This window comes from Streptomyces asoensis (genome assembly GCF_013085465.1).
Lineage (GTDB): Bacteria > Actinomycetota > Actinomycetes > Streptomycetales > Streptomycetaceae > Streptomyces > Streptomyces cacaoi_A.
This window is the reverse complement of sequence record NZ_CP049838.1, coordinates 4,663,230-4,686,799: the sequence shown is the minus strand read 5'-3', so window position 1 is coordinate 4,686,799 and position 23,570 is coordinate 4,663,230. Positions and strand designations below refer to the sequence as shown.

The window sequence follows — 23,570 nt, the reverse complement described above, 5'->3', positions numbered from 1 at the left end:
GGGGGTACCGTGCCGCCCCGGAGGCCCGAAAGAGGTCTAGTCCACAGGGGTGGTGTAGACCTTAATCCGGATAACGGTCCATTGGTATGATCAATCAGTTGGGAGCGTCACGGTGCAGCGGCGGGCACGGAAGTCAGGAACGATCACGGGAGCGGTCGCGGGCGTGTCCGCCCTCGGTATGGCCGCGGTCCTCACCGGCTGCGGACTGTCCGGAGACTCCGACGACGTCACGCTGAGACTCGTCGCCGCCGACTACGGCGACAGCAGCGCCAACAGCTCGAAGAAGTACTGGGACAAGCTCGTCGAGGCGTACGAGAAGGACCACCCCGGCGTCACCGTCGACGTGACCGTCTACTCCTGGAACGAGGTGGACGCCAAGGTCAAGGCGATGGTCGACGCGGGCAAGGCCCCCGACATGGCCCAGATCGGCGCGTACGCCGACTACGCGGCCGCCGACCAGCTCTACAAGGTGAGCGACGTGCTCTCCATCCCCGTCGAGGCCGACTTCGTGTCCCAGCTCGCCAACGCGGGCGAGGTGCGCGGGGTGCAGTACGGCATGCCGTTCGCCTCCTCCACGCGGCTGCTGTTCTACAACAAGACCCTCTTCGCCAAGGCCGGCCTGACCCCGCCGACCACCTGGGCCGAGCTCGCCGAGGACGCGAAGGCGCTCAAGGACGAGGGCGTGAAGTACCCGTACGCACTGCCCCTCGGGTCCGAGGAGGCGCAGGCCGAGACCCTCCAGTGGCTGCTCAGCGGCGGGGGCGGCTACACCCAGACCGTCAGCGCCTACAGCATCGACTCCACCGAGAACATCGAGACCTTCGACTGGCTGAAGGACGACCTGGTCGGCAAGGGCCTCACCGGGCCGGTCGCGCCCGACAAGCTGAACCGGGCCGCCGCGTTCGCCGCGTTCGCCGCCGGCGACGTGGGCATGCTCAACGGGCACCCCTCGCTGATGAAGGCGGCCGCGAGCAAGGGCGTGAAGTTCGGCATGGTGCCGATGCCCGGCGTGGCCGGCCCGACCAAGGTCTCCATGGGCGTCGCCGACTGGATGACCGCCTTCAAGCAGAACGGACACGCCGAGCAGGTCGGCGACTTCCTGGACTACGTCTACAGCGAGAAGAACGTGCTGGACTTCTCCCGCGAGTACGACCTGCTGCCGGTCACCAACTCGGCCTCCCAGGTCATGGGCGCGGCCAAGGAGGACGCCGACCTCAAGCCGTTCCTCGACCAGCTCCCGCTCTCCGAGACCTACCCCGTCGGACGGACCTCCTGGGCGAAGGTCAGCGCGGAGATCAAGAAGCGGATCGGCCAGGCCGTGACCGCGAGCGGCGACCCGGCCGCCGTACTGGGCGAGCTCCAGACCACGGCCACGACGCTGGACGTCGGCTCCGGCGGCTGAGCCTCCGGGCCTGAGCCGCCGAGCCGCCGGGCCGCCGAGCCGCTGTCGGTGGCGGGCGCTACCGTGCGGACATGGAGCGGCGAGCGGAAGCGGACGAGCTGGGGGCGGGGGAGCGGGACATCCTCGCCCTGGAGCGGCGCGGGTTCTCCGGCCCCGGCGCGAAGGAACGGGCGATACGCGAGGAACTGGACCTGTCCCCGGTCCGCTACTACCAACTCCTCAACGCCCTCCTGGACGACCCCCGCGCCCTTGCCCACGACCCGGTCACGGTGAACCGACTGCGCAGGGTGCGGGAGGCGAGGCGGGGGGAGCGCTAGCCGCGGGCGTGCGTTGGTTATCGTCGGCGTATGGGCACCCACGAGACGCACTCCACGGATTCCGAGCCCCTTTCTCTCCCCGTTCCGGTCACCCCCGCGGGCCGCGCCGCGCTCGACGCGATCCTCGACCGGCCCTCCACCACGCTCGTCGCGCTCGACTTCGACGGCACCCTCGCCCCGATCGTCGAGAACCCGGAGGACGCCCGGGCGCACCCCGACGCCGTCCCCGCGCTCACGGCCCTCGCGCCGAAGGTCGCCGCCGTGGCCGTCATCACCGGGCGGCCCGCCGAGGTCGCCGTACGGCACGGCGGCTTCGCCGGGGCCGAAGGGCTGGAGCACCTCTCCGTCCTCGGCCACTACGGAGCCGAACGCTGGGACGCCCGCACCGGCGCCCTGAGCGCCCCCGCCCCGCACCCGGGAGTGGCCGCCGTCCGCGCCGAACTCCCGCGGGTCCTGGCCGCCGCCGGGGACCGGCCGGGTGTCTCGGTCGAGGAGAAGGGCGGCCGGGCCGTCGCCGTCCACACCCGCCGCGCCGACGACCCGCGGGCCGCCTTCGAAGCGCTGCGGGCCCCGCTCACCGACCTGGCCGGCCGGCACGGCCTGATCGTCGAACCCGGCCGGATGGTCCTGGAGCTGCGCCCGCCGGGCATGGACAAGGGCGTCGCCCTGCTGGAGCACGTCCGCGAGACCGGCGCGCGGTCCGTCCTCTACGCCGGCGACGACCTCGGCGACCTGCCCGCCTTCGCCGCCGTGGAGAAGCTCCGCGCGGACGGTGTACCCGGACTGCTGGTGTGCAGCGGCAGCAGCGAGGTCGGCGAACTGGCCGAGCGCGCGGACCTCGTCGTCGACGGGCCCGCCGGCGTCGTACGGCTGCTGCGGGAGCTGGTCGCTCAGCTCGGCTGAATCTCCCGCAGGGCGTTCAGCTGGTCCAGGAACCACTGGGCCGGGGGCAGCGCGGTCGCCGCCGCGGACAGCCGCTTCGTGCGCTCGGCCCGCTCCTCCGCCTTCATGGTCAGCCCCTCGTACAGGGCGCGGGCGGTCTCCAGGACGTCGTACGGGTTCACCGTGATCGCGTCCTCGCGCAGCTCCCAGTAGGCCCCCGCCTCCCGGGACAGGACCAGCGCGCAGCCCTCGTCGGAGACGACCGGGATCTCCTTGGCGACCAGGTTCATGCCGTCGCGGATCGGGTTCACCAGGGCGACGTCGGCCAGCCGGTAGGCGGCGAGGGAGCGGGCGAAGTCGTCCTTGAGGTTCAGCAGGACCGGGGTCCAGCCGGGCGTGCCGTACCGGGCGTTGATCTCCTCGGCCAGGCGCTGCACCTCGGCCATGTAGTCGCGGTAGACGGCGAGGTCCTGGCGGGAGGGGTAGGCGAAGGCCACGTGGACGACCCGCTCGCGCCACTCCGGGTGGTCGTCGAGCAGCTGCCGGTAGGCCAGGAGCCCGCGCACGATGTTCTTGGACAGCTCGGTGCGGTCGACCCGGACGATCGCCTTGCGGCCCTCGCCGATCTCCGCCCGGAGAGCCGCCATGCGCTCGTCGACGTCCGGCCGGTGCGAGCGCTCGCGCAGGAACTCGGCGTCCGCACCGAGACCGTGCACGCCGATCTGCGTCTTGCCCGGCCCGCCGGCGAACTCCGTACAGCACGCGGTGAACGCGTCCGCCCAGCGCCGGGTGAGGAAGCCCAGGCGGTCCGCGCCGAGCATCCCGTGCAGCAACCGCTCGCGCACGTCCCCCGGCAGCAGCGCGAAGTAGTCCACCGGCGCCCACGGCGTGTGCGAGAAGTGTCCGATGCGCAGGTCCGGGCGCAGCTCACGCAGCATCCCCGGCACCAGACACAGGTGGTAGTCCTGCACGAGGACGGCCGCGCCGTCCGCCGCCTCCTGGGCCAGCGCCTCCGCGAACGCCCGGTTGTAGGTCTCGTACGACGCCCACTGACGGCGGAACTCCGCGTCGAAGGTGGGCTCCAGCGGCGTCTGGTAGAGCAGGTGGTGGACGAACCACAGCACGGAGTTGGCGATGCCGTTGTAGGCGTCCTCGTGCACGTCGGCCGGGACGGCCAGCATGCGCACGCCCTCCTCGCCGACCCCGCGCCGGACCGCCTCCCGGTCGCCGTCGGAGAGCGCCGAGCACACCCAGAGGGCACCCGTGTCGGGCCCGATGGCCGACAGGCCGGAGACCAGCCCGCCGCCGCCGCGTTTCGCGTGCAGCGTGCCGTCCTCGCGCACCTCGTAGGAGACCGGGCCGCGGTTGGACGCGACCAGCACCTCGGCGGCCCGAGCGGGAGTGTCGTGCGTGGAAGCCATACGCCTCAACCTAGCCCGGTCGGGAAACGCTCAAACGTACGGTCGCGCTGTGTGGACGGGCCGTATCCGGCCGTGTCGCCGCTGTCGGCGACATGCCGTATACGGCCCGTCCGACGGTCACGCGACCTTGCGGGTCGCGTACTCCGCGATCTCCGCCATGGGCGGCCGTTCCTCGGTGTCCACGGAGTAGGTGCGCGGCTCGAAGCCGTCCGTGCTCCGTTCGAACTGGGTGAGGGACGGGCGGATCAGGTGCCCGCGGGCCAGCCGGAGCTGGGCGGTGCGGTAGATGGCCGCCGCCATCCGGCCCAGCGCCTGCCCGTCCTGATGACGGTGCTTGCGCACGCCGATGTCGACCTGGGCGAGGGCGTCCAGGCCCACCAGGTGCAGGGCGTCGACCAGCATGCCCAGCTCCACGCCGTAGCCGACGGGGAACGGCAGCTGCTCCAGCAGACTGCGTCGGGCCGCGTACTCGCCGCCGAGCGGTTGCACGAACCCGGCCAGCTGCGGCCAGTGCATGTTGAGCAGCGGACGGGCCATGAGCTCGGTGACCCTTCCGCCCTGGCCGGCCGCGCCGCCCAGCGGACGGTCGTACATGCCCTTGACCAGATCCACCCCGGGGTCGGTGAGCAGTGGGCCGACGATCCCCGAGACGAAGTCGGAGGAGAACTCCCTCAGATCGGCGTCGATGAAACAGACGATGTCCCCGGTGGTGACCAGCAGGGAGCGCCACAGGACCTCGCCCTTGCCGGGCACGGCCGGTATCCGCGGCAGGATGTCGTCCCGGTGGACGACCCGCGCGCCGGCCGCCGCGGCCACCTCGGACGTGCGGTCGGTCGATCCCGAGTCGACGACCACGATCTCGTCGACGAGCGGGACCTGGTGCATGAGGTCGTGACGGATGATCGCGACGATGTCACCGACCGTCTCCTCCTCGTTCAGCGCGGGCAGGACGACGGACACCGACTGGTTCGTGGCGCGCTTCGCGGCCAGGATCCGGTGGAGCGGACGATCGGTCGCGGACCAGGAGCGGGTGGCCAGCCAGCGCTCAGTTTCTTGAAGCACAGTCTGCGGCTCCTCACTGTCGTGATCACACCGGGTGCACAGGAGGTGACCGTGTGATCCATCTCGCGGTTCGGACGACTATCTCAACTGTCCTGGCCTTCGGTTACAGTCTTGAACAACGCGGATGACCATCGCATGTCCGAGGTCTCCCCCCGTTCACAACTTCATACCGCTCATCCAGAGGGGCAGAGGGATACGGCCCGATGAAGCCCCGGCAACCCTCCAGCCGGTCTCGTAACGATCACTGATCCATGTGGTGATCGCTCCGCGAGGCTCCCGGCTCGGGAAGGTGCCAAATCCGTCTCACGGCGAGATGCGTCGTGAGGAAGATGAGGAGAAAGGGCCTCGCCTCACATGGCTGCGCAGACTGTTGCAAGCACCACTGATGCAAGCACCACCGACTCTACGACGTCCTCTGCTGTCGATCTCGGTCCGGCCGCGGCGTTGACCTGCCGCGAGTGCGGCCACCGTGTGCCCCTCGGCCCGGTCTTCGCCTGCGAGGAGTGTTTCGGCCCGCTCGAGATCGCCTACGACTTCTCCTCCTACGACACCGAGGAGCTCCGCAAGCGCATCGAGGCGGGCCCCGCGAACATCTGGCGCTACGCGCCGCTGCTGCCCGTCCCCGCGGACGTGGCCGACAAGCCCAACATCAACCCCGGTTGGACCAAGCTCGTCCAGGCCGACAACCTCGCCCGTGAACTGGGCGTCGACGCCGGCAAGCTCTTCGTCAAGGACGACTCCGGCAACCCGACGCACTCCTTCAAGGACCGGGTCGTCGCCCAGGCCATCGAGGCCGCCCGCGCGTTCGGCTTCACCACTCTCTCCTGCTCCTCCACGGGCAACCTGGCCGGTGCCGTCGGCGCCGCCGCCGCCCGGGCGGGCTTCCGGTCCTGCGTGTTCATCCCGCACGACCTGGAGCAGGGCAAGGTCGTCATGGCCGCGATCTACGGCGGCGAGCTCGTCGGTATCGAGGGCAACTACGACGACGTCAACCGCTTCTGCTCCGAGCTCATCGGCGACTCGGCGGGCGAGGGCTGGGGCTTCGTCAACGTCAACCTGCGGCCGTACTACGCCGAGGGCTCCAAGACGCTGGCGTACGAGATCTGCGAGCAGCTCGGCTGGCGGCTGCCGGACCAGCTGGTCGTGCCGATCGCCTCCGGCTCCCAGCTGACGAAGATCGACAAGGGTCTCCAGGAGCTGATCAAGCTCGGGCTGGTCGAGGACAAGCCGTACAAGATCTTCGGCGCGCAGGCCGAGGGCTGCTCCCCGGTGTCCGTGGCCTACAAGGCCGGGCACGACGTGGTCCGCCCCCAGAAGCCGAACACCATCGCCAAGTCGCTGGCCATCGGCAACCCGGCGGACGGTCCGTACGTCCTCGACATCGCGCGGCGCACCGGCGGCGCGGTGGAGGACGTGAACGACGAGCAGGTCGTCGACGCGATCAAGCTGCTGGCGCGGACCGAGGGCATCTTCGCGGAGACCGCCGGTGGTGTGACGGTGGGTGTGACGCGCAAGCTGATCGAGAACGGTCTGCTCGACCCGACCAAGACGACCGTCGTCCTCAACACGGGCGACGGACTGAAGACCCTGGACGCGGTGGCCGGCACCGGGCTGACCGCGACCATCCGCCCGAACCTCGACTCCTTCCGAGAGGCTGGCCTCGCGTCATGAGCGTCAACGTCCGTATCCCCACCATCCTGCGCACCTACACCGGCGGCCAGGCCGAGGTGAAGGCCGAGGGGGCGACCCTCGGTGAGGTCATCGCCGACCTGGAGAAGAACCACACGGGCATCGCCGCCCGGGTCCTGGACGACCAGGGCAAGCTGCGCCGGTTCGTCAACGTGTACGTGAACGACGACGACGTCCGCTTCGAGCAGGGTCTGGAGACGGCGACCCCGGACGGCGCCGGCGTCTCGATCATCCCGGCCGTCGCCGGCGGCTGAACGGTCGCTGGACGGTCGCTGGACGGTGGTGGGAGCGATGACTGACCGTCGTTCAGTACCCATCGGTAGTAACCGTCGGTAACAGTGATTACCGAGTGTTCATCGAATTGCCCTCTCCGCGATAGAAGCGGAGGGGGCAATTCAGTGTGGTTGAGCGCGGTACAGTTGGGGAACCCGGTCCGGATCACCGGATCCGGAGCCTTTGATTTCTGCCCCTGGCCCGATAAGAAGTGGCCAAAGTGCGCGCCGCTTTCGTGGCTTTTGTGGCCTTTGTGGGGCCCGACTTGCCCTCAATTCGGGCGAATTCTCGCCACATTCCGGATCCCATGCGTCCGGAATTCTCGTCCGACTGACCTGTTGCAGACGGCAGTTGGACAGATACATTCAGCCGCGGTCGACGCGTTCCGGCGCACGCCCCCAAGCCAACCGGGGGGTGAGGTCTGACCCGGATTCGCGAAGTGCGGATCTGTGCAAGGGCCAGTAATAGGGGAGTTAGGCATGGCTCAGGGCACCGTCAAATGGTTCAACGCGGAGAAGGGGTACGGCTTCATCGCGGTCGACGGTGGTGCGGATGTTTTCGTCCACTACAGCGCGATTCAGATGGACGGCTACCGCACCCTGGAAGAGGGTCAGCGGGTCGATTTCGAGATCTCGCAGGGTCAGAAGGGGCCGCAGGCGGACATGGTCCGTCTCGCGACCGGCTGAAGCGCGCGCCGACTGAAAGCGTCGTTCTTCTGTACATCTGTCGAAGGGCTCGCACCCCCACGGGGTGCGAGCCCTTCGGCCTGTCCGGGGGCGTCGGCGAGACGTCCCTGAGAGGTGTCCGGAAGGGCACGGGTCCGGTGGAGGCGCTTGCACTCTCCTGGGTCGAGTGCTAATCATTGGCGTTAGCACTCTGAAGGTGAGAGTGACAACGAGGACCGGGTCGGTGAGGCCCGCAGGCCAGGTGGGGCAAGGAACCACGAGGCCGGCGAGCCGTCCGTCGCGGGCGCCAGCGCGGTCCGGAGCAATCCACCCCAGTCCGGGAGGACCACTTCACATGGCCAAGATCATCGCGTTCGACGAGGAGGCACGGCGCGGCCTCGAGCGCGGCATGAACCAGCTCGCGGACGCCGTGAAGGTGACGCTCGGCCCCAAGGGCCGCAACGTCGTCCTCGAGAAGAAGTGGGGCGCACCCACGATCACCAACGATGGTGTTTCCATCGCCAAGGAGATCGAGCTCGAGGACCCGTACGAGAAGATCGGCGCCGAGCTGGTCAAGGAAGTCGCCAAGAAGACGGACGACGTCGCCGGTGACGGTACGACCACCGCGACCGTCCTCGCCCAGGCCCTGGTCAAGGAAGGCCTGCGCAACGTAGCCGCCGGCGCCAACCCGATGGCCCTCAAGCGCGGTATCGAGAAGGCCGTCGAGGCCGTCTCCGGTGCCCTGCTCGAGCAGGCCAAGGATGTCGAGACCAAGGAGCAGATCGCTTCCACGGCCTCCATCTCCGCCGCCGACACCCAGATCGGCGAGCTCATCGCCGAGGCGATGGACAAGGTCGGCAAGGAAGGCGTCATCACCGTCGAGGAGTCCCAGACCTTCGGTCTGGAGCTGGAGCTCACCGAGGGTATGCGCTTCGACAAGGGCTACATCTCGGCGTACTTCGCCACCGACATGGAGCGTATGGAGGCCGTCCTCGACGACCCGTACATCCTGATCGCGAACTCCAAGATCGCCAACGTCAAGGACCTGCTCCCGCTCCTCGAGAAGGTCATGCAGGGCGGCAAGCCGCTGCTGATCATCGCCGAGGACGTCGAGGGCGAGGCTCTGTCGACGCTGGTCGTCAACAAGATCCGCGGGACCTTCAAGTCCGTCGCGGTCAAGGCCCCGGGCTTCGGTGACCGCCGCAAGGCGATGCTGAACGACATCGCCATCCTCACCGGTGGCGAGGTCATCTCCGAGGAGGTCGGTCTCAAGCTCGAGAACACCTCCATCGACCTGCTCGGCAAGGCCCGCAAGGTCGTCATCACCAAGGACGAGACCACCATCGTCGACGGTGCCGGCTCCTCGGACCAGGTCGCCGGTCGGGTCAACCAGATCCGCGCCGAGATCGAGAACAGCGACTCGGACTACGACCGCGAGAAGCTTCAGGAGCGCCTGGCGAAGCTCGCCGGCGGTGTCGCGGTCATCAAGGCCGGTGCCGCCACCGAGGTGGAGCTCAAGGAGCGCAAGCACCGCATCGAGGACGCCGTCCGCAACGCGAAGGCCGCCGTCGAGGAGGGCATCGTCGCCGGTGGTGGCGTTGCGCTCATCCAGGCTTCCGCCGTCTTCGAGAAGCTGGAGCTCGAGGGTGACGAGGCGACCGGCGCCAACGCCGTGCGCATCGCGCTCGAGGCCCCGCTCAAGCAGATCGCCGTCAACGGTGGTCTCGAGGGTGGAGTCGTCGTCGAGAAGGTCCGCAACCTGCCCATCGGTCACGGCCTGAACGCCGCGACCGGCGAGTACGTCGACATGATCGCCGAAGGCATCATCGACCCGGCGAAGGTCACGCGCTCTGCTCTTCAGAACGCCGCCTCCATCGCCGCGCTGTTCCTCACCACCGAGGCCGTCATCGCCGACAAGCCGGAGAAGGCGTCCGCGCCGGCCGGCGGCGGCATGCCGGGCGGTGACATGGACTTCTGATCGACCTCACGGTTGATCGCCTGTCCTGCACACCGAGGGCGGTACTTCCCGGAAACGGGGGGTGCCGCCTTCGGGCGTTTTCGGGGTGCGCTCAAGAAGGTGAGCGATGTCAGTTGCTGCGGCCGACCTTCAGCACATAAACGGTGACAGTGTCGCCGTCCGGCCGGTAGAGCACGCGCCAGTTGCCTATATGCAGCCTGTAGTAGCCCGAGGTGCCCAAGGCGCTGGCCGCCTCCGGGCGTGGCTCGTCGGCGAGCGCGCGTACAGCCGCGGCAGTCGCCTTGGCGCCCACGGGGTCGATGGCACGGAGCCGCCGGAACTCGGCCATAGCGTGCTGCTCCCAGACGACTGCGTGCGTCACGAAGAGGCCTCCTGCCGGTCCTCCGCCTCCAACTGGTCCATGAACGCGTCGTGAGACATCGACCGGCCGGACGGAACCGCCTCACGAGCCCGCGCTTCGGCGATGTCCGCTTCATCGCGCAGCCGCTGAAGCTCTTCCAGTTCGCTTATCGGGATGAGCGCGGCGGCGGGCCTGCCGTACTCGGTGATCAGGATGTGTTCCTGGCCGTGCCGGACACGACCGACGAGCTGACCGAGCTGATTGCGGGCTTCCACAAGCGGATACGTCTCCATAGACAAACTGTACACACCTGCCAGTGTGTGCGATGGAATCATCGGGACGTCGCTGTCCTTTCCGGGCGTCGCTGGGACATCGCGGCTCGGATGCCCGCCGCGTGGGCGTGGATGGTCGAGGTGGGTACGGGCGCCGGGGGGTGAGCGGGTCTGCACTCGCCCCGGCAGCCGCTGCATACGCCCCCCGGCAGCGCCTCGGGCTGCCCCGGCACCCCGCACTCCGCGCACTCCAGTATCCGGCGGGGCGGGCGTGGGGCGGGTGGCTCCGGGGGGATTTTGTCCGTCAGGCGGCGGTGGAGCAGGGCTGCGGGGCTGTGGACGGGAGTGGGCAGGCCGGCGGTCAGGGCGGCGAGGAGCGTGCCTTCGGTGGCCCCGCGGGCGAACCACTCCTCCACCAGCGGAGCGAGCTGCGCGCAGTCCGCTGCGGAGAGGGAGAGGGCGGGGGTCGTGCGGCCGAGGGCGGCGAGCAGGATGTGGGCCCGGGAGCGGGTGGCGGGCCGGGTTCGTTCGGGGTCCGGTGCGTCTTCCGGTACGTCACCTCGCGTGAACGTCACCCACCAGCCGTCGTCGCGCGCGGTACGGGTGAACCACGTTCGGGTGATCCAGCGGGATTCGCCCGAAGCGGTTTCCATCCGTTCCCGGCCTCGCCTCAAGTGCCCCGCCTGCTGGATGCGGTTGAGGGCGGTGCGCAGGGCGCACTGTCCGTACGGGAGCTGCTTGGCCAGCGTCTTCACGGAGATGTCGGTGCCGTCGGGGAGACGGTCGATGTATGCGGCGATCGCCGCCTCGCGGGGCGGGAGGTGCGCGAAGTCGTGACGGGTGCGGCGGAGTTGACCCGGTGCGGAGCGTTTTCCGTAACCCGGATTGGCCATCGGGTGCGGGGATACGTGCGCGGGCGGGGAGGCGGCACTAAGCTTGGCGTCAGCCACGGATCGACTGCTTTCGATCTTGTAGGTCAAGCCCCCGCAGGTGTTGGCGCACCTGGCGGGGGCTGTTTCGTTATGCGCACGCTAGAGCGTGGTGACCTTCCGTGGCAAGTCGGTCGCTCCGCGTCAACTCGCCGGGTGGGAGGGTGGGTTGAGACCCCTGACCCGTTCCATGCAAAGAGGGCTCGGCGCTGGGCGCTTGAGCTTCGGGGCGGGTGCGGATCAGTCCACCTTGAGGTTCTCCACGAACGCGGACCACGCCTCGGCCCGGAACACGAGCTTCGGGCCGAGGGGGACCTTGGAGTCACGGACGGGGACGAGGGCGGGGTGGCCGGGGGCGACCTCCAGGCAGTTGCCGCCGTCGCCGCCGCTGTACGTCGACTTGCGCCAGCGGGCGACCTTCAGGCAGTTGCCGCCCTCGCCGCCGCTGTAGCTGGACTTGTGCCAGGTTGCGGCGGTCAGGTCGTACTCATGGGTGCTCTTCTCCATGCTCGTAATCCTGCGCCACCGACTCCAGCAGGGCCAGGGACTGCTGCGGCGAAAGTGCCGTTGCCTGGAGCAGGTTGAACATCAAGGTGTGGCGGGCGACTGCGGCCGGGTCGTCCAGGAGCTTTCCCATATCCGGTGCCTCCACGAAGGAGAGCGGGGGTGCGTCCTCGAACTCCATGAGCTTCAGGGAGCCGTGCATCGACGCGTGCGCTCCGGCACCGAACGGCAGCACTTGCACGATGATCCGGCGTCGACGGGCCAGGTCTGCCACGTGACGCAGGGCCTCCGCCATCACTGTCCCGCTGCCGACCTCTCGGCGGAGCACCGCCTCATCGAGGATCACCCACAACAACGGGGTTGTTGGATCGGCGAGGAGGCTCGCGCGTTCGAGGCGGGTCGCGACCAGATCGTCGATCTCGCCGTCCAGGGCTGTCGGCTTGTATGCGCGGAACACGCCGGTGGCGTACGCCTTCGTCTGTAACAGGCCCGGGATCAGCATCTGCGCGTACTCGCTGATCGCCGTGGCGATCGCCTCCGCCTCCGCCGCCTCCACGAAGTGGTCGGGGTACCTCGACTTGGCCAGGGCCTTGCAGTTGCGCTCGAAGAACCCGTTCGTGCCCAGGATCTCGTCCACCTGGACGGCGTATTCGAGGTGCAGTCTTCGCGTCCCGGCCTCCAGCTGGCCGATGAACGACCCGCTGACGAAGAGCGGCTCGCCCAGTTCGGACTGGCTGAGGCCCTTCTTCTCGCGGGCGTGGCGTAATTCGGCGCCCAGCAGGGCGCGTGGCGACGATGACGGGTCGAGACCCTTCGGTCCTGGCATGGCGACTCCCTGTCACACAGGTGGGGTTGTTGGGACGCCGTATCTGGCCAGGTTAGGAGCATGGCGGACACGCTGTGTGGTGAACGGGAACACTCAGCGTGGAGGGATGGGCGAGATGGGGACGACAACGGGTGACCGGCCCGCACGGACGGTTCAGGAGGCCGTGGAACAACTGCGGGCGGCCTTGCACGACGCGGGGATCATCCTGCCGTCGCTGCGGATCGACCCGGTGTCGGGCGCGCACGGTGACCCGTACGCCCTGGTGGACCTGGGCCGCTGCAACCTGCGTGTGGCCTCGCGGCTGGCCGCGGCCCTGCGAGGGGCTGGGGGTGACGCGTGAGCGGGGAGTACGTCCTGGATGCGCGGAGCGGGCGGATCGGGGAGGTCATGGAACGGCTGGAAGGCCGGGTGGTGCTGCGGCCGGTGGGTGGCGGGCGGGAGTGGGAGTGTCTGCCGGAGGACGTGGAAGAGGCGGCGCCCGCCGAGGTGCTGCGGGAGAGAGTGCGCAGACTGAACCGTGAGACCCGCTCGCGTGAGGAGGCCGTCGGTCAGGAGGCGGTGTAGTAGGAGGCGATGGCGGGCTGGCCCGTGTAGTTGGGGCCTGCGGTCGGGTCGGCGCCGAGGTAGTGGAACGGGAGTTGTACGGGTCGGCCGCCTCGGAGGGTGAGGCGGTGGTGGCGGGGGCTGTAGGAGTAGCCCGCCGCGCGCAGCGCCGACAGCGCCGGTCTCGCGGCCGGCGATCCGTCGGCGTGGCGTACCGACTCCGGGTCGAAGTGTGCGGCCAGCAGGCCGTCCTCGGTCAGCCAGGACGCGGCGCGGGTGAGCAGGCCGAGCTGGTCGCCGATGTAGTGCAGGCCGTGCACGCACGTGATCAGGTCGTACGTCCGCGGCGGAGTCCAGGAGGAGACGGAGGCGACTATCTCCTCCAGGGCGGGCGGGGCCGACCGCGGGGCGAGCGGGCCCACCAGGTCGACGGCGGTGAGGACCGCCTCGGCGGGCAGGGCGGACGCGGCTTCGCGCAGGGCGCGGCCCTCACCGCTGCACAGGTCCAGCCAGGAGGGCGCGGGGCGGTGCGCCAGGTGGGCCAGGAGGTCGACGCCCAGTTCACGGGCGTAGCTGTTCACGCCGGTGAGGCCGCGCTCGCGGTTCATGGTGTTGTTGGCGACCACGGAGGACCGTTCCAGCTCGGGGGAGGAGAGCAGCGGGGGCTTCGGCATGGCGCCATTCTCGCGGCCGGGATGCGTGGTCGGGGCGCGTGGCCGGGATCACAGGGGCTGTCTCCCGGGGCTCGGAATGGCGCGGGGGGCCCGGGGGTTTCAGTGGGAGAGGCACTCAATGCATGTGCACATACCCATTGGTCCATCGTCCCGAGGAGCCCCCCACGTGAGCATCACCCCGCCCGCCGCTTCGCGCGCCGCCGACATCCTTGCCCGCCCGGTGTCCATCAACGGACTCACCGTCCCGAACCGGATCGCCATGGCGCCGATGACGCGCATGTTCTCCCCGGACGGCGTTCCCGGCGAGGACGTCGTGTCGTACTACGGCCGTCGGGCCGCCGCCGGTGTCGGTCTCATCGTCACCGAGGGGACGTACGTCGGACACGAGTCCGCGGGGCAGAGCGACCGGGTGCCCCGGTTCCACGGTGCGGAGCAGCTCGCGGGCTGGGCGAAGGTCGCGGAGGCCGTGCACGCGGGCGGCGGGACGATCGTGCCGCAGCTGTGGCACATCGGCATGGTGCGCAACCAGGGTGAGCCGCCGTTCGCGGACGCGCCCGCCGTCGGCCCCTCCGGAATCCGTGTCGACGGTACCGAGGGCACCGGCAAGGCGATGACCCAGCGCGACCTGGACGACGTCATCGGCGCGTTCGCCGAGGCCGCGGCCGCCGCCGAGCGCATCGGCTTCGACGGCGTCGAGCTGCACGGCGCCCACGGTTACCTCCTGGACCAGTTCCTGTGGGCCGGCACCAACCGCCGCACCGACGCCTACGGTGGCGACGCCGTGGCCCGTGCGAAGTTCGCCGCCGAGATCGTGGCCGCCGTGCGCGAGACCGTCTCGGCCGATTTCCCGATCATCTTCCGCTACTCGCAGTGGAAGCAGGAGGCGTACGACGCCCGGCTCGCCGAGACGCCGGAGGAGCTGGAGGCCATCCTCGCCCCGCTCGCCGCCGCCGGTGTCGACGCCTTCCACGCCTCCACCCGCCGCTACTGGCTCCCGGAGTTCGACGGTTCGGACCTCAACCTCGCCGGCTGGACGAAGAAGCTCACCGGCAAGCCCACCATCACGGTCGGCTCGGTCGGCCTCGACGGCGACTTCCTCAAGGGCTTCGCGGGCGAAGGCGCCCCGGTCAAGGGGATCGACGACCTCCTCGACCGGCTGGAGCGCGACGAGTTCGACATGGTGGCCGTCGGGCGTGCGCTGCTCCAGGACCCGGAGTGGGCGGCCAAGGTGCTCGACGGCCGTCTCGACGAGCTGAAGCCGTACGACGCCGCCGCGCTGCGCACCCTCAGCTGAGCGTCAACTCGCGGGTATGGTCCGAGAGATGAGAATCCTCCATCTCTCGGACACCCATATCGGCCGCGTCGACGGGCCCGACGGCCGTCGGGTCGACGCCGCCGACTCCCTGCGGCTCCTGCTCGGCGAACTGCGCCACCTGCGGGACGTGGACGCGGTCGTCGTCACCGGTGACCTCGCCGACGACGGCTCGGTGGAGGCGTACACGACCGTACGGGAGCTGATCGGCGGCTTCGCGCGCTCCCTCGACGCGCCCGTCTTCTACACCACCGGCAACCACGACGAGCGGTCCGCCTTCACGAAGGTGCTGGGCAGCGGTCACCCGGACGCCGTCCTCGACTTCCCCGGCGCCGAGCGGGCCGCCGTCAGCACGGTGGGCGGCTGGCGGCTCGTCACCCTCGACTCCCTGGTGCCGGAGAAGGTGTACGGCCGGCTCGGCGCAGGCCAGCTGGACTGGCTGCGGAGCGTGTTGAGCACCCCGGCCGAGCTGGGCACCGTCGTCGCCTTCCACCATCCCCCGATCAGCCTCGACATCTCGGCGACCCAGCAGGTCTTCGGGCTGCGCGACCCCGAGGGGCTGGCGGAGGTGATCCGGGGGAGTGACGTCCGGGTGCTGCTCACCGGGCACTTCCATCTCCAGCTCTTCGGGCTGCTGGCCGCCGTGCCGGTGTGGGTGACGCCCGGGGTCGTCAACCGCATCGACCTGACCACCGCGCCCGGCACCGAGCGGGCGGTGCGTGGGGCGTCCGCGTCCCTGGTGGAACTGGGCGGGGCGACGGGGCCGATGTTCCACACCCTGCACGCACGGGATCCGCGTGCCCACGAGACGGTCTACGAACTGGACGAGGAGCGGACCCGAGAGGTCATCGCGCGGCACGGCTGAGGGCCGGACGGGTTTCTTCGCCGGTCGGAGACAACGACCGCTCTGCGGCGCTGCCCGCGTTCTCCCTGGTCAGGGCCATTGCTGTAGCTGGGGGGCGCAAGCACGGGAAATTTAGCTTGCTTAACTCAATCAATCTGCATAAGCTTGCTTGAGTCAAGCAGTTCACCCCTCGTGCATCCGACGGAGGCCCTGTCATGTCCGACGCCCTTGCCCGACCCGCTGCGGCGGGAACATCCGCCCCACCGAGGTCGAACGCCGTGGTGGCGGTGCTGGCCCTGGCCGGGATCGTCGTCTCGCTCATGCAGACCCTGGTCATCCCGATCGTCCCCGAGCTGCCCAAGCTGCTGGACGCGCCCGCCTCCGACACCGCCTGGGCGGTCACCGCCACACTGCTCGCCGCCGCCGTTGCCACCCCGGTCGTGGGGCGGCTCGGCGACATGGTCGGCAAGCGGCGGATGCTGCTCACCAGCATCGTGCTGCTGGTGTCCGGCTCGGTGGTCTGCGCCCTCGCCGACTCGCTCGTCCCGATGATCGCCGGCCGCGCGCTCCAGGGTCTGTCGGCCGCCGTGGTGCCGCTGGGCATCAGCATCCTGCGGGACACGGTCTCCGCCGAGAAGCTCGCCGGTTCGACGGCGGTGATGAGCGCCTCCCTCGGCGTCGGCGGCGCGCTCGGTCTGCCCACCGCCGCGTTCATCGCGGACAACTGGGACTGGCACATCCTCTTCTGGACCTCCGCCACCCTCGGCGTCGTCTCCTTCCTGCTCGTGCTGGTGTTCGTCCCGGAGTCGCAGAACCGCGTCGGCGGCCGCTTCGACCTCGTCGGCTCGCTCGGTCTGTCGGCCGGTCTGGTCTCGCTGCTGCTGGCCGTGTCCAAGGGCGCCGACTGGGGCTGGACCTCCGGTACGACGCTGGGCCTGGGTGCCGCCGCCGTCCTGATCCTGGCCGCCTGGGGCTGGTGGGAGCTGAGGGCGAAGCAGCCGCTGGTCGACCTGCGCACCACCGCCAAGCCGCAGGTGCTCTTCACCAACCTCGCCTCGATCGCCCTCGGCTTCTCGATGTTCGCGATGTCCCTGGTCCTGCCCCAACTGCTCCAGCTGCCCGAGCAGACCGGCTACGGCCTGGGCAGGTCGATGCTGACCGTCGGCCTGGTGCTGGCCCCGCAGGGCCTGGTCATGATGGTCATGTCCGCCGTGTCCGCCAAGATCACCAAGGCCAAGGGTCCCAAGGTCACCCTGATGATCGGCGCGCTGATCGTCGCCTCCGGCTACGGCCTGAACATCCTGCTCATGTCCGAGGTCTGGCACCTGATCCTGGTGTCCTGCATCATCGGCGCCGGCGTCGGCTTCACCTACGGCGCACTCCCGGCCCTGATCATGGGCGCCGTGGACCCCTCCCAGACGGGCGCGGCCAACAGCCTCAACACCCTGATGCGGTCCCTGGGCACCAGCTTCGCCAGCGCCATCGCCGGTGTGATCCTCGCTCAGATGACCACCGACTTCGGCGGCTACGCCCTCCCCTCGGAGAACGGCTTCAAGGTCGTCATGGCCATCGGAGCCGGCGCGGCCCTGGCCGCCTTCCTCCTCGCCACCTTCATCCCGAAGCGCAAGGCCCCGGCCGGGCTCTCGGTGGTGGAGGACGCGGCAGGAACGGAAGGCGCCGAGGAGGCCGCCCCGGTCAAGGCGTGAGCGCCGACTGATGGTGAGCGCCGACTGACGTGAGCGCCAACTGACCTGCCGTAGGCGGCTGTCACCCACACGAGGGGTGACAGCCGCCTACGGCACTTTCCCCGATCACCGCCCGTTCCCCGAGTAGCCGCCATTTCAGGAGGGATCAATGACGACACCCGACGCCACCGCCACCGACCGGCTCGTCGCCCGCACCGCCGCCGGCGCCGTACGAGGTCGCCGCGAGGAGGACCTGACGGTCTTCCGTGGTATCCCCTTCGCCGCGCCCCCGGTCGGCGAGGCCCGCTTCCAGGCCCCGCGCCCGCCCCACCCGTGGGACGGGATACGGGAGGCGTACGCCTTCGGCCCGCCGCCCCCGCAGGAGGCGGGCATCCAGGGCAGGGCGGGGATCCTGGACGCCCCGACGGGCGACGACTGGCTGACGGTCAACGTCTGGACCCCGGACACGGAGCCGGACCCGTCGGCCGCCCGGCCGGTGATGGTGTGGATCTACGGCGGCGCCTACAAGCTCGGCCACTCCGGCAGTCCCGGTTACGACGCGCAGCACCTCGCCCGCGCCGGCGACCTGGTCATCGTCACCTTCAACTACCGCGTAGGCATAGAGGGGTTCGCGCGGATCGAGGGCGCGCCCGCCAACCGGGGGCTGCTGGACCAGGTCGCCGCGCTGGAGTGGGTGCGGGACAACATCGCGGCGTTCGGCGGCGACCCCGGCCGGGTGACCGTCTTCGGCGAGTCGGCGGGCGCCGGTTCGGTGGCCGCACTGCTGGCCATGCCGAGCGCCCGGGGCCTGTTCGGGCGGGCCATCGCCCAGAGCGTGCCCGGCACCTACTTCTCCGACGAACTGGCCCGCGACCTCGCGAGCGCGATCGCCGCGGAGGCCGGCCTGCGTCCGACGGCCGCCGACCTGGCCACGGTGGACCCGCGCACGCTGACCGAGGCCGGTGCGGCGCTGGGCGCGAAGATGGCGCAGCGGGTGGACCGGTGGGGGCAGGCCGCGCCCACGGTCACCCCGTTCTCTCCCGTGGTCGACGGCGAGATCCTGCCGACGACTCCCTGGCAGGCACTGGCGGCGGGCGCCGCTCGGGACGTCGAGCTGATCGTCGGACACAACGCGCAGGAGTTCCGGCTGTTCCTCGTCCTCGGTGGCCTGCTGGGCAAGGTGACCGAGGAACAGGCCACGGCCGTGCTGAGGCTGTTCGCCCCGGGCGGGGGAGCGGAGGGCGAACAGGCCTACCGGTCGGCCTTCCCGGACGCGGATCCGGGCGAGCTGTACGAGAGGGTGCAGTCGGACTGGCTGTTCCACCTACCCTCCCTGCACCTGGCCGAGGCGCAGGTGGCGGGCGGCGGCCGGGCCCATGTCTACGAACTGACCTGGCCGGCCCCGGGAGCCGGCGGCACCCTGGGCGCGTGCCACGGTCTGGACATCCCGCTGCTGTTCGGCACCTACGCGGCGGACCTCGGGAACCTGCTGTTCGCGGGGGCGGAGGTGACGGACGAGGCGCGGGCCCTGACGGCGAACTTCCAACGGTCGTGGACATCCTTCGCGCGGACGGGAGACCCGGGCTGGCCGGCGTACGACCCGGAGCGGAGGCTGATACAGGTGCTGGACGCGGAGCCGGAGGTGCGCCCGTACCCGGAGGAGACGTCGCGTCGCCTGTGGGAGGGCCACGGCTTCCCGCCGCTGCCGTTGCTGGACGGGGGTGTACGCGACAGGGCCTGAGAGCCGTACGGCGGTGGCGGTCCTAGAGGTTGCCGAGGGGTTCGATGTCGACCTTCACCGGGGTGCCCCAGATCCGCAGCACCTCGTAGTCGGTGAACTCGTGCACCAGCCGGTAGGCCATCGCGGGCCGGGATCCGCGGCGCAGGGCGGCGATGTAGAGCTCGGCCTCGCGGCGGTCCCTGCGCGGCGTCCCGCAGAGCTGCCACTCCTGGCCGGTCCACAGCTCCGCCAGCCAGCGCTGCTGGGGCTGCGGGCGGTCGGCGCGCGTGCCGTAACGGGAGGTGGAGGGGGTGGGGGTGTACGGCGCCTGCGGGGCGGGGCCGTTGAACTCGGCGCGGCGGGCCGCCCGGCGGCGGGTCTCGCAGAGCAGGCACAGGTCGGGGGCCGCCTCGTCGACCGGGCCGTGCGGGTGCTCGGCGCAACGGGTGGTGGGCGTGGCGCCGACGACGCTGTCGTCCAGCAGGTCCAGGGCACGCCGCAGATCGGCCTTGACCTCGTGCAGCCGGGTGTCCGGGGTGTCGGCGGCGAGCGCCTCGCCGTGCTCGCCGAGGAGTCGGAGGGCACGGCCGAGCGCGGTGAGCTGGGCGTGGTTCATGGCTCCAGGGTAGGGCGGCGCGGCGGGCGGCTGCTCTCGGCCGATCTGTGGCCGTCCGCGGACAGCGACACCTCGCTGTCCGTGGCCGCCGACCTCGCCACCCGCCCGACCGGCCTCGGCGACGACGTCGACACCTCCTACTACTGGGACGCCGGCCACGGTGCCGACCTGGACCCGGGCGGCTTCGTCAGCCGGATCGGCGAGGTGTGGGGCCACCAGGGCCACCGCTCCCGCCCTCGCTCTTGCTCCCGCCCTCGCTCCCGCGGGAAGTAGCGCCGGCCGTCACGCGGGCGGTGACGCGGTCGGTGACGCCGAAGGCGTAGGTCGCCGCGAAGCCGACCGCGTACCCCGTCAGCAGCCCGCCGGCGTAGACCGCCGCCGTCGGGCCCAGCCCCCGGTTGCCCGCCAGCAACGGGAACAGGGCCCAGCCGGACGGTCCGATCGCCGTCGCCCCCACCTTGTCGCCGAGCATCGCGAAGAAACCGACGAAGGCGCCGCCGGCCGCCCCGCCCGCGCAGGCGGTGAGGAAGGGACGGCCCAGCGGAAGCGACACCCCGTAGATCAGGGGCTCCCCGACGCCCAGCAGCCCGGCCGGGAGCGCCGACCTGATCGTCGTCCGGATGGAGGTGTCGTGGCGCAGCCGGACGTACACCGCCACCGCGGCGCCGACCTGGCCCGCGCCCGCCATCGCCAGGACGGGCAGCAGAACCGTGTAGCCCTGCTGGTCGATGAGGGTGGTGTGGATGGGGATGAGGGCCTGGTGCAGGCCGAGCATCACCAGCGGCAGGAAGAGGCCGCCGAGCACCAGACCCGCGAAGGCGCCCGTCGTCGCCAGCAGCCAGTTCGCCCCGGTGCCGATGGCCGCGGACACCGCGCCGGCCGCGTACATCAGGCCGTACAGCGTGCCGAGCCCGGCGACGAGGACCGTCAGGGTCGGGGTGAGGAGTACGTCCAGCGCCTCCGGGACCCGGCCGCGGCACCACTTCTCGACCCGGGTCGCGAGGAGCGCGGCCGCCAGCGCGCCGAGGACCCCGCCCTGGCCGGGAGCGAGGGTCACCCCGAACGCCGTCACCTTCGCGACCCCGGGGTAGACGACGATCGCCGCGACCGCACCCCCCAGGATCGGGGTGCCGCCGAACTCCTTCGCCGTGTTGTGGCCGACGAAGACGGCGATCAGCGCCATGAAGGCGGAGGCGACGGCGGTCAGGGCGGGGGTGAGTCCTGGCAGCCACCCGGCGTTGAGCAGCAGACCGTTGATCCCGGCGAGGATCCCGCAGCCGATGAGGGCGGGGATCAGCGGGACGAACACGGCGGCCAGCCGGCGCAGACCGGCCTTGAAAGGAGTCGCGTTGCCCCTGCGCCGTTCCTCCCGCAACTCGGCCCCGCGCGCGCCCAGTTCGTCGGCGGTGGACGGCCGGGCGAGCAGCTGCTCGAAGTCGGCCGTCACCCGCGTCACCACGCCCGGCCCGAGGACCACCTGGTACGAGCCGTCGTCCACGACGACCCCGAGCACCCCGGGCAGCGCCCGCAGCGCCTCCTCGTCCGCGCGGGACGGATCGGCGAGGCCCAGCCGCAGCCGGGTCATGCAGTGGGCGACGGACGTGACGTTCGCCGGGCCGCCCACCAGGGGCAGGATCGCGGCGGCTGTGGAGGAGGAGTCGATACGCACCCCCCGAGCGTGCGGCTCAGCCGCTCGCCGCACCGAGCGCGGCGCGCAGATGTCCCCCGGACTCCTCCAGAAGGCGGGCGGCCGCGGGCCCGTCCACCCCGGCCAGCAGGGCGAGGATCGCGTTCTTCACCTCGCCGTCGGTGGCCGCGAGGGCGGCCTCGATCTCCGGCTCCTCCGCCCCGGTCGCCAGCGCCACGATCCGCCGTGAGCGGGCGCGCAGCTTCTCGTTCGAGGCACGGACGTCGACCATCAGGTTCCCGTACGTCTTGCCCAGCCGGATCATCGTGATCGTCGAGATCATGTTCAGGACCAGCTTCTGGGCCGTGCCCGCCTTCAGCCGGGTGGAGCCGGTGAGCAGCTCCGCCCCCACGACCACCTCGATCCCGTGCTCGGCGGCGGCGGCCAGCGCGCTGCCCGGGTTGCAGGCCAGCCCGACGGTCAGGGCGCCCCGGGCTCGCGCGTACCGCACGGCGCCGACGGCGTACGGGGTGCGGCCGGAGGCGGAGACGCCGACCACGGTGTCGTCGGGGGTGAGCGCGAGGGCGGCCAGGTCCGCTGCGGCGAGCTCCTCGGAGTCCTCGGCGCCCTCGACGGAGGTGACCATGGCCGACGGGCCGCCCGCGATCAGTCCGACGACCTGGCCGGGCGCGGTGTTGAAGGTCGGCGGGCACTCGGAGGCGTCGAGCACCCCGAGCCGCCCGGCCGTACCGGCACCGGCGTAGACCAGCCGTCCGCCGCGTGCCATGCGTGCGGCGACCGCGTCGATGACGGCGGCGATCTGCGGAAGCCGCACACCGACGGCGGCGGGGACGTCGGTGTCCTCCTCGTTCATGAGGTGGGCGATGTCGAGGGTGGGGAGCCGGTCGATCTCGGCGAGGTCGGGGCGGAACGCCTCGGTGGTGAGGGATTCGAGCGCGGCGCGCAGCTCACTGGGGTCGGGCTGGGAGGTCATCGGGGAGGGCTCTTTCCGGTGCGGGTCGGGACAACTGTCTGCACCTCCACGGTCTACCGGTGCCGGTGGGCCAACGCCTCGTACGACGCGGCCAAGGCCGGCGCGGCCGTCGCGTAGGTCCGCTGGGCCACCCCCACGAACAGGCAGTCCACCACCAGCAGCTGACTCGTGCGGGACGACATCGCCGCCGGGCGCAGCTCGCTCTCCCTCGCGGTCGACGTGGCCAGCACATGATCGGCGTACTGCGTCACCGCGCTCTTCGGCCGCCCGGTGACGGCGACGGTGGTGGCCCCGTGCTCGAACGCCACCCGCAGCGGTTCGATGACGTCCCGCGTCGCGCCGGAGTGCGTGATGGCGATCGCGAGGTCACCGGAGGCCAGCTGGACCGCGTTCGTCACCGCGAGGTGGGTGTCGTTGTGGGCGTGCGCGATGAGCCCGATCCGCAGCAGCTTCTGGGTGAGGTCCTGGGCGACGAGACCGGACGCACCGACGCCGTACACGTCGATGCGCCGCGCGGCCGCCGCGGCGGTGACGGCCGCCTCGAGCTGGCCGGTGTCGAGGGCGGCGGCGGTGTCGGCGAGGGTCTGCCGCTCGTCGCGGGCGAGTTTGGCGACCACGTCCGCCAGCGGATCGTCGACCGCGATGTCGGTGGTGATGGCGGGCGCCCGCCCGGACCGCTGCTGCGCCGCCAGCCCGGCGAGGGCGAGCCGCAGATCGCGGTAGCCGGGGTAGCCGAGCAGGCGGGCGGTGCGCACGACGGTCGCCTCGCTGGTGCCGGTGAGTTCGGCGAGGCCGGTGACGGTGAGGGCGGCGCAGCCCGCCGGGTCGTTCGCGACGGCTTCGGCGACGCGCCGCATGGAGCGGGTCAGGGAAGGGGCCAGGGTGCGGACCTTGGCGGCGAGGGCGGCCGGATCGGGGCTGAAGGTTTCCTTCACTGCCTTGGTCACCTCTGAAAGCTATTTTCTGTTCGGGCTCGGGGTCAAGAGTGCGCACAA

The 23,570-nt window shown here is 70.8% G+C and carries 25 protein-coding genes and 1 riboswitch; of the genes, 13 read left to right on the top strand and 12 right to left on the bottom strand.

Annotated elements, in window-relative coordinates; translation table 11 throughout:
• Positions 1-163 precede the first annotated feature (163 nt).
• The 3 genes from G9272_RS20850 to otsB all read left to right on the top strand — a co-directional run bounded on the left by G9272_RS20850 (position 164) and on the right by otsB (position 2,622).
• Positions 164-1,402 carry an ABC transporter substrate-binding protein gene (locus G9272_RS20850; protein ID WP_253267875.1) on the top strand — a complete coding sequence of 413 codons (1,239 nt, stop codon included), beginning with the start codon at positions 164-166 and terminating at the stop codon, positions 1,400-1,402.
• Positions 1,403-1,473: 71 nt separating this feature from the next.
• The gene (locus G9272_RS20845) at positions 1,474-1,719 is read left to right on the top strand and encodes a DUF3263 domain-containing protein (RefSeq protein ID WP_062645473.1); all 246 of its coding nucleotides are present in this window, start codon (positions 1,474-1,476) and stop codon (positions 1,717-1,719) included.
• A 30-nt stretch (positions 1,720-1,749) separates the two neighbouring features.
• Positions 1,750-2,622 (top strand): trehalose-phosphatase, encoded by an 873-nt coding sequence (gene otsB, locus G9272_RS20840; protein WP_171398001.1) that lies wholly within the window; start codon positions 1,750-1,752, stop codon positions 2,620-2,622.
• Here the strand turns inward: otsB and G9272_RS20835 are convergent.
• Positions 2,610-4,022, bottom strand: a complete 1,413-nt coding sequence (locus tag G9272_RS20835) for an alpha,alpha-trehalose-phosphate synthase (UDP-forming) (protein ID WP_171398000.1) — start codon at positions 4,020-4,022, stop codon at positions 2,610-2,612. The genes otsB and G9272_RS20835 overlap by 13 nt on opposite strands.
• 117 nt (positions 4,023-4,139) lie before the next feature.
• A complete protein-coding gene (locus tag G9272_RS20830) occupies positions 4,140-5,084 on the bottom strand; it encodes a glucosyl-3-phosphoglycerate synthase (protein ID WP_171397999.1) in 945 nt (314 codons plus the stop codon).
• Between the two features lie 170 nt (positions 5,085-5,254).
• Positions 5,255-5,420, top strand: a riboswitch (SAM riboswitch).
• 18 nt (positions 5,421-5,438) lie between these two features.
• Here G9272_RS20830 and thrC point away from each other — a divergent pair.
• The 4 genes from thrC to groL all read left to right on the top strand — a co-directional run bounded on the left by thrC (position 5,439) and on the right by groL (position 9,689).
• The gene (gene thrC, locus G9272_RS20825; RefSeq protein ID WP_171397998.1) at positions 5,439-6,755 is read left to right on the top strand and encodes a threonine synthase; all 1,317 of its coding nucleotides are present in this window, start codon (positions 5,439-5,441) and stop codon (positions 6,753-6,755) included.
• Positions 6,752-7,027: a ubiquitin-like small modifier protein 1 gene (locus G9272_RS20820; protein ID WP_171397997.1), complete on the top strand. Its 276-nt coding sequence runs from the start codon at positions 6,752-6,754 to the stop codon at positions 7,025-7,027. Before thrC ends, G9272_RS20820 begins: the two co-directional genes overlap by 4 nt.
• Positions 7,028-7,525: 498 nt before the next feature.
• A complete protein-coding gene (locus G9272_RS20815) occupies positions 7,526-7,732 on the top strand; it encodes a cold-shock protein (RefSeq protein ID WP_007493268.1) in 207 nt (68 codons plus the stop codon).
• A gap of 334 nt (positions 7,733-8,066) precedes the next feature.
• Positions 8,067-9,689, top strand: coding sequence for a chaperonin GroEL (gene groL / locus G9272_RS20810; protein ID WP_171397996.1), 1,623 nt, complete (start codon positions 8,067-8,069; stop codon positions 9,687-9,689).
• Positions 9,690-9,798: 109 nt separating this feature from the next.
• On the opposite strand, the gene G9272_RS20805 is transcribed toward groL, so the two are convergent.
• The 5 genes from G9272_RS20805 to G9272_RS20785 all read right to left on the bottom strand — a co-directional run bounded on the left by G9272_RS20805 (position 9,799) and on the right by G9272_RS20785 (position 12,560).
• Positions 9,799-10,050 carry a type II toxin-antitoxin system RelE family toxin gene (locus tag G9272_RS20805; RefSeq protein ID WP_054243903.1) on the bottom strand — a complete coding sequence of 84 codons (252 nt, stop codon included), beginning with the start codon at positions 10,048-10,050 and terminating at the stop codon, positions 9,799-9,801.
• Positions 10,047-10,322, bottom strand: coding sequence for a type II toxin-antitoxin system Phd/YefM family antitoxin (locus G9272_RS20800; RefSeq protein WP_171397995.1), 276 nt, complete (start codon positions 10,320-10,322; stop codon positions 10,047-10,049). Before G9272_RS20800 ends, G9272_RS20805 begins: the two co-directional genes overlap by 4 nt.
• A gap of 38 nt (positions 10,323-10,360) precedes the next feature.
• Positions 10,361-11,194, bottom strand: a complete 834-nt coding sequence (locus G9272_RS20795) for a hypothetical protein (RefSeq protein ID WP_171402090.1) — start codon at positions 11,192-11,194, stop codon at positions 10,361-10,363.
• 276 nt (positions 11,195-11,470) lie between these two features.
• Complete coding sequence (locus G9272_RS20790) at positions 11,471-11,737, bottom strand: DUF397 domain-containing protein (protein ID WP_171397994.1); 267 nt, start codon at positions 11,735-11,737, stop codon at positions 11,471-11,473.
• Positions 11,718-12,560, bottom strand: a complete 843-nt coding sequence (locus G9272_RS20785; RefSeq protein ID WP_171397993.1) for a helix-turn-helix domain-containing protein — start codon at positions 12,558-12,560, stop codon at positions 11,718-11,720. The genes G9272_RS20790 and G9272_RS20785 overlap by 20 nt, the downstream gene beginning before the upstream one ends.
• A 115-nt stretch (positions 12,561-12,675) precedes the next feature.
• Here G9272_RS20785 and G9272_RS20780 point away from each other — a divergent pair, with 115 nt between their 5' ends.
• Positions 12,676-12,900 (top strand): hypothetical protein, encoded by a 225-nt coding sequence (locus G9272_RS20780; RefSeq protein WP_253267874.1) that lies wholly within the window; start codon positions 12,676-12,678, stop codon positions 12,898-12,900.
• The gene (locus G9272_RS20775) at positions 12,897-13,124 is read left to right on the top strand and encodes a hypothetical protein (RefSeq protein ID WP_171397991.1); all 228 of its coding nucleotides are present in this window, start codon (positions 12,897-12,899) and stop codon (positions 13,122-13,124) included. The genes G9272_RS20780 and G9272_RS20775 overlap by 4 nt, the downstream gene beginning before the upstream one ends.
• Here G9272_RS20775 and G9272_RS20770 read toward each other — a convergent pair.
• Positions 13,109-13,777, bottom strand: coding sequence for a class I SAM-dependent methyltransferase (locus G9272_RS20770; RefSeq protein WP_171397990.1), 669 nt, complete (start codon positions 13,775-13,777; stop codon positions 13,109-13,111). The two genes, G9272_RS20775 and G9272_RS20770, sit on opposite strands and share 16 nt — an antisense overlap.
• Before the next feature lie 166 nt (positions 13,778-13,943).
• Here G9272_RS20770 and G9272_RS20765 point away from each other — a divergent pair, with 166 nt between their 5' ends.
• From G9272_RS20765 to G9272_RS20750, 4 genes are all read left to right on the top strand, one after another.
• The gene (locus tag G9272_RS20765; RefSeq protein ID WP_171397989.1) at positions 13,944-15,071 is read left to right on the top strand and encodes an NADH:flavin oxidoreductase; all 1,128 of its coding nucleotides are present in this window, start codon (positions 13,944-13,946) and stop codon (positions 15,069-15,071) included.
• A 28-nt stretch (positions 15,072-15,099) separates the two neighbouring features.
• Complete coding sequence (locus G9272_RS20760) at positions 15,100-15,954, top strand: metallophosphoesterase (RefSeq protein ID WP_171397988.1); 855 nt, start codon at positions 15,100-15,102, stop codon at positions 15,952-15,954.
• Positions 15,955-16,148: 194 nt separating this feature from the next.
• The gene (locus G9272_RS20755; RefSeq protein ID WP_171397987.1) at positions 16,149-17,639 is read left to right on the top strand and encodes an MFS transporter; all 1,491 of its coding nucleotides are present in this window, start codon (positions 16,149-16,151) and stop codon (positions 17,637-17,639) included.
• A 148-nt stretch (positions 17,640-17,787) separates the two neighbouring features.
• Positions 17,788-19,359 (top strand): carboxylesterase/lipase family protein, encoded by a 1,572-nt coding sequence (locus G9272_RS20750; protein ID WP_171397986.1) that lies wholly within the window; start codon positions 17,788-17,790, stop codon positions 19,357-19,359.
• A 22-nt stretch (positions 19,360-19,381) separates the two neighbouring features.
• Here the strand turns inward: G9272_RS20750 and G9272_RS20745 are convergent, their stop codons facing one another.
• From G9272_RS20745 to G9272_RS20730, 4 genes are all read right to left on the bottom strand, one after another.
• On the bottom strand, positions 19,382-19,954 hold the full coding sequence (locus G9272_RS20745; protein ID WP_171397985.1) for a hypothetical protein: 573 nt from the start codon (positions 19,952-19,954) through the stop codon (positions 19,382-19,384).
• A 187-nt stretch (positions 19,955-20,141) separates the two neighbouring features.
• A complete protein-coding gene (locus tag G9272_RS20740; protein ID WP_437184287.1) occupies positions 20,142-21,623 on the bottom strand; it encodes a PTS transporter subunit EIIC in 1,482 nt (493 codons plus the stop codon).
• A gap of 16 nt (positions 21,624-21,639) precedes the next feature.
• On the bottom strand, positions 21,640-22,575 hold the full coding sequence (murQ, locus tag G9272_RS20735; protein ID WP_171397983.1) for an N-acetylmuramic acid 6-phosphate etherase: 936 nt from the start codon (positions 22,573-22,575) through the stop codon (positions 21,640-21,642).
• Positions 22,576-22,628: 53 nt separating this feature from the next.
• Complete coding sequence (locus tag G9272_RS20730; protein WP_171397982.1) at positions 22,629-23,522, bottom strand: MurR/RpiR family transcriptional regulator; 894 nt, start codon at positions 23,520-23,522, stop codon at positions 22,629-22,631.
• Positions 23,523-23,570: the final 48 nt, after the last annotated feature.

Bases quoted from the DNA above. Each gene is read 5' to 3' on its own strand.
- G9272_RS20800 (WP_171397995.1), bottom strand. From the start codon at position 10,322: ATGGAGACGTATCCGCTTGTGGAAGCCCGCAATCAGCTCGGTCAGCTC.
- G9272_RS20770 (WP_171397990.1), bottom strand. From the start codon at position 13,777: ATGCCGAAGCCCCCGCTGCTCTCCTCCCCCGAGCTGGAACGGTCCTCC.
- G9272_RS20790 (WP_171397994.1), bottom strand. From the start codon at position 11,737: ATGGAGAAGAGCACCCATGAGTACGACCTGACCGCCGCAACCTGGCAC.
- G9272_RS20755 (WP_171397987.1), top strand. From the start codon at position 16,149: ATGTCCGACGCCCTTGCCCGACCCGCTGCGGCGGGAACATCCGCCCCA.
- otsB (WP_171398001.1), top strand. From the start codon at position 1,750: ATGGGCACCCACGAGACGCACTCCACGGATTCCGAGCCCCTTTCTCTC.
- murQ (WP_171397983.1), bottom strand. From the start codon at position 22,575: ATGACCTCCCAGCCCGACCCCAGTGAGCTGCGCGCCGCGCTCGAATCC.
- groL (WP_171397996.1), top strand. From the start codon at position 8,067: ATGGCCAAGATCATCGCGTTCGACGAGGAGGCACGGCGCGGCCTCGAG.
- G9272_RS20835 (WP_171398000.1), bottom strand. From the start codon at position 4,022: ATGGCTTCCACGCACGACACTCCCGCTCGGGCCGCCGAGGTGCTGGTC.
- G9272_RS20750 (WP_171397986.1), top strand. From the start codon at position 17,788: ATGACGACACCCGACGCCACCGCCACCGACCGGCTCGTCGCCCGCACC.
- G9272_RS20745 (WP_171397985.1), bottom strand. From the start codon at position 19,954: ATGAACCACGCCCAGCTCACCGCGCTCGGCCGTGCCCTCCGACTCCTC.
- G9272_RS20815 (WP_007493268.1), top strand. From the start codon at position 7,526: ATGGCTCAGGGCACCGTCAAATGGTTCAACGCGGAGAAGGGGTACGGC.
- G9272_RS20760 (WP_171397988.1), top strand. From the start codon at position 15,100: ATGAGAATCCTCCATCTCTCGGACACCCATATCGGCCGCGTCGACGGG.
- G9272_RS20845 (WP_062645473.1), top strand. From the start codon at position 1,474: ATGGAGCGGCGAGCGGAAGCGGACGAGCTGGGGGCGGGGGAGCGGGAC.
- G9272_RS20795 (WP_171402090.1), bottom strand. From the start codon at position 11,194: ATGGCCAATCCGGGTTACGGAAAACGCTCCGCACCGGGTCAACTCCGC.
- G9272_RS20820 (WP_171397997.1), top strand. From the start codon at position 6,752: ATGAGCGTCAACGTCCGTATCCCCACCATCCTGCGCACCTACACCGGC.
- G9272_RS20785 (WP_171397993.1), bottom strand. From the start codon at position 12,560: ATGCCAGGACCGAAGGGTCTCGACCCGTCATCGTCGCCACGCGCCCTG.
- G9272_RS20780 (WP_253267874.1), top strand. From the start codon at position 12,676: ATGGGGACGACAACGGGTGACCGGCCCGCACGGACGGTTCAGGAGGCC.
- thrC (WP_171397998.1), top strand. From the start codon at position 5,439: ATGGCTGCGCAGACTGTTGCAAGCACCACTGATGCAAGCACCACCGAC.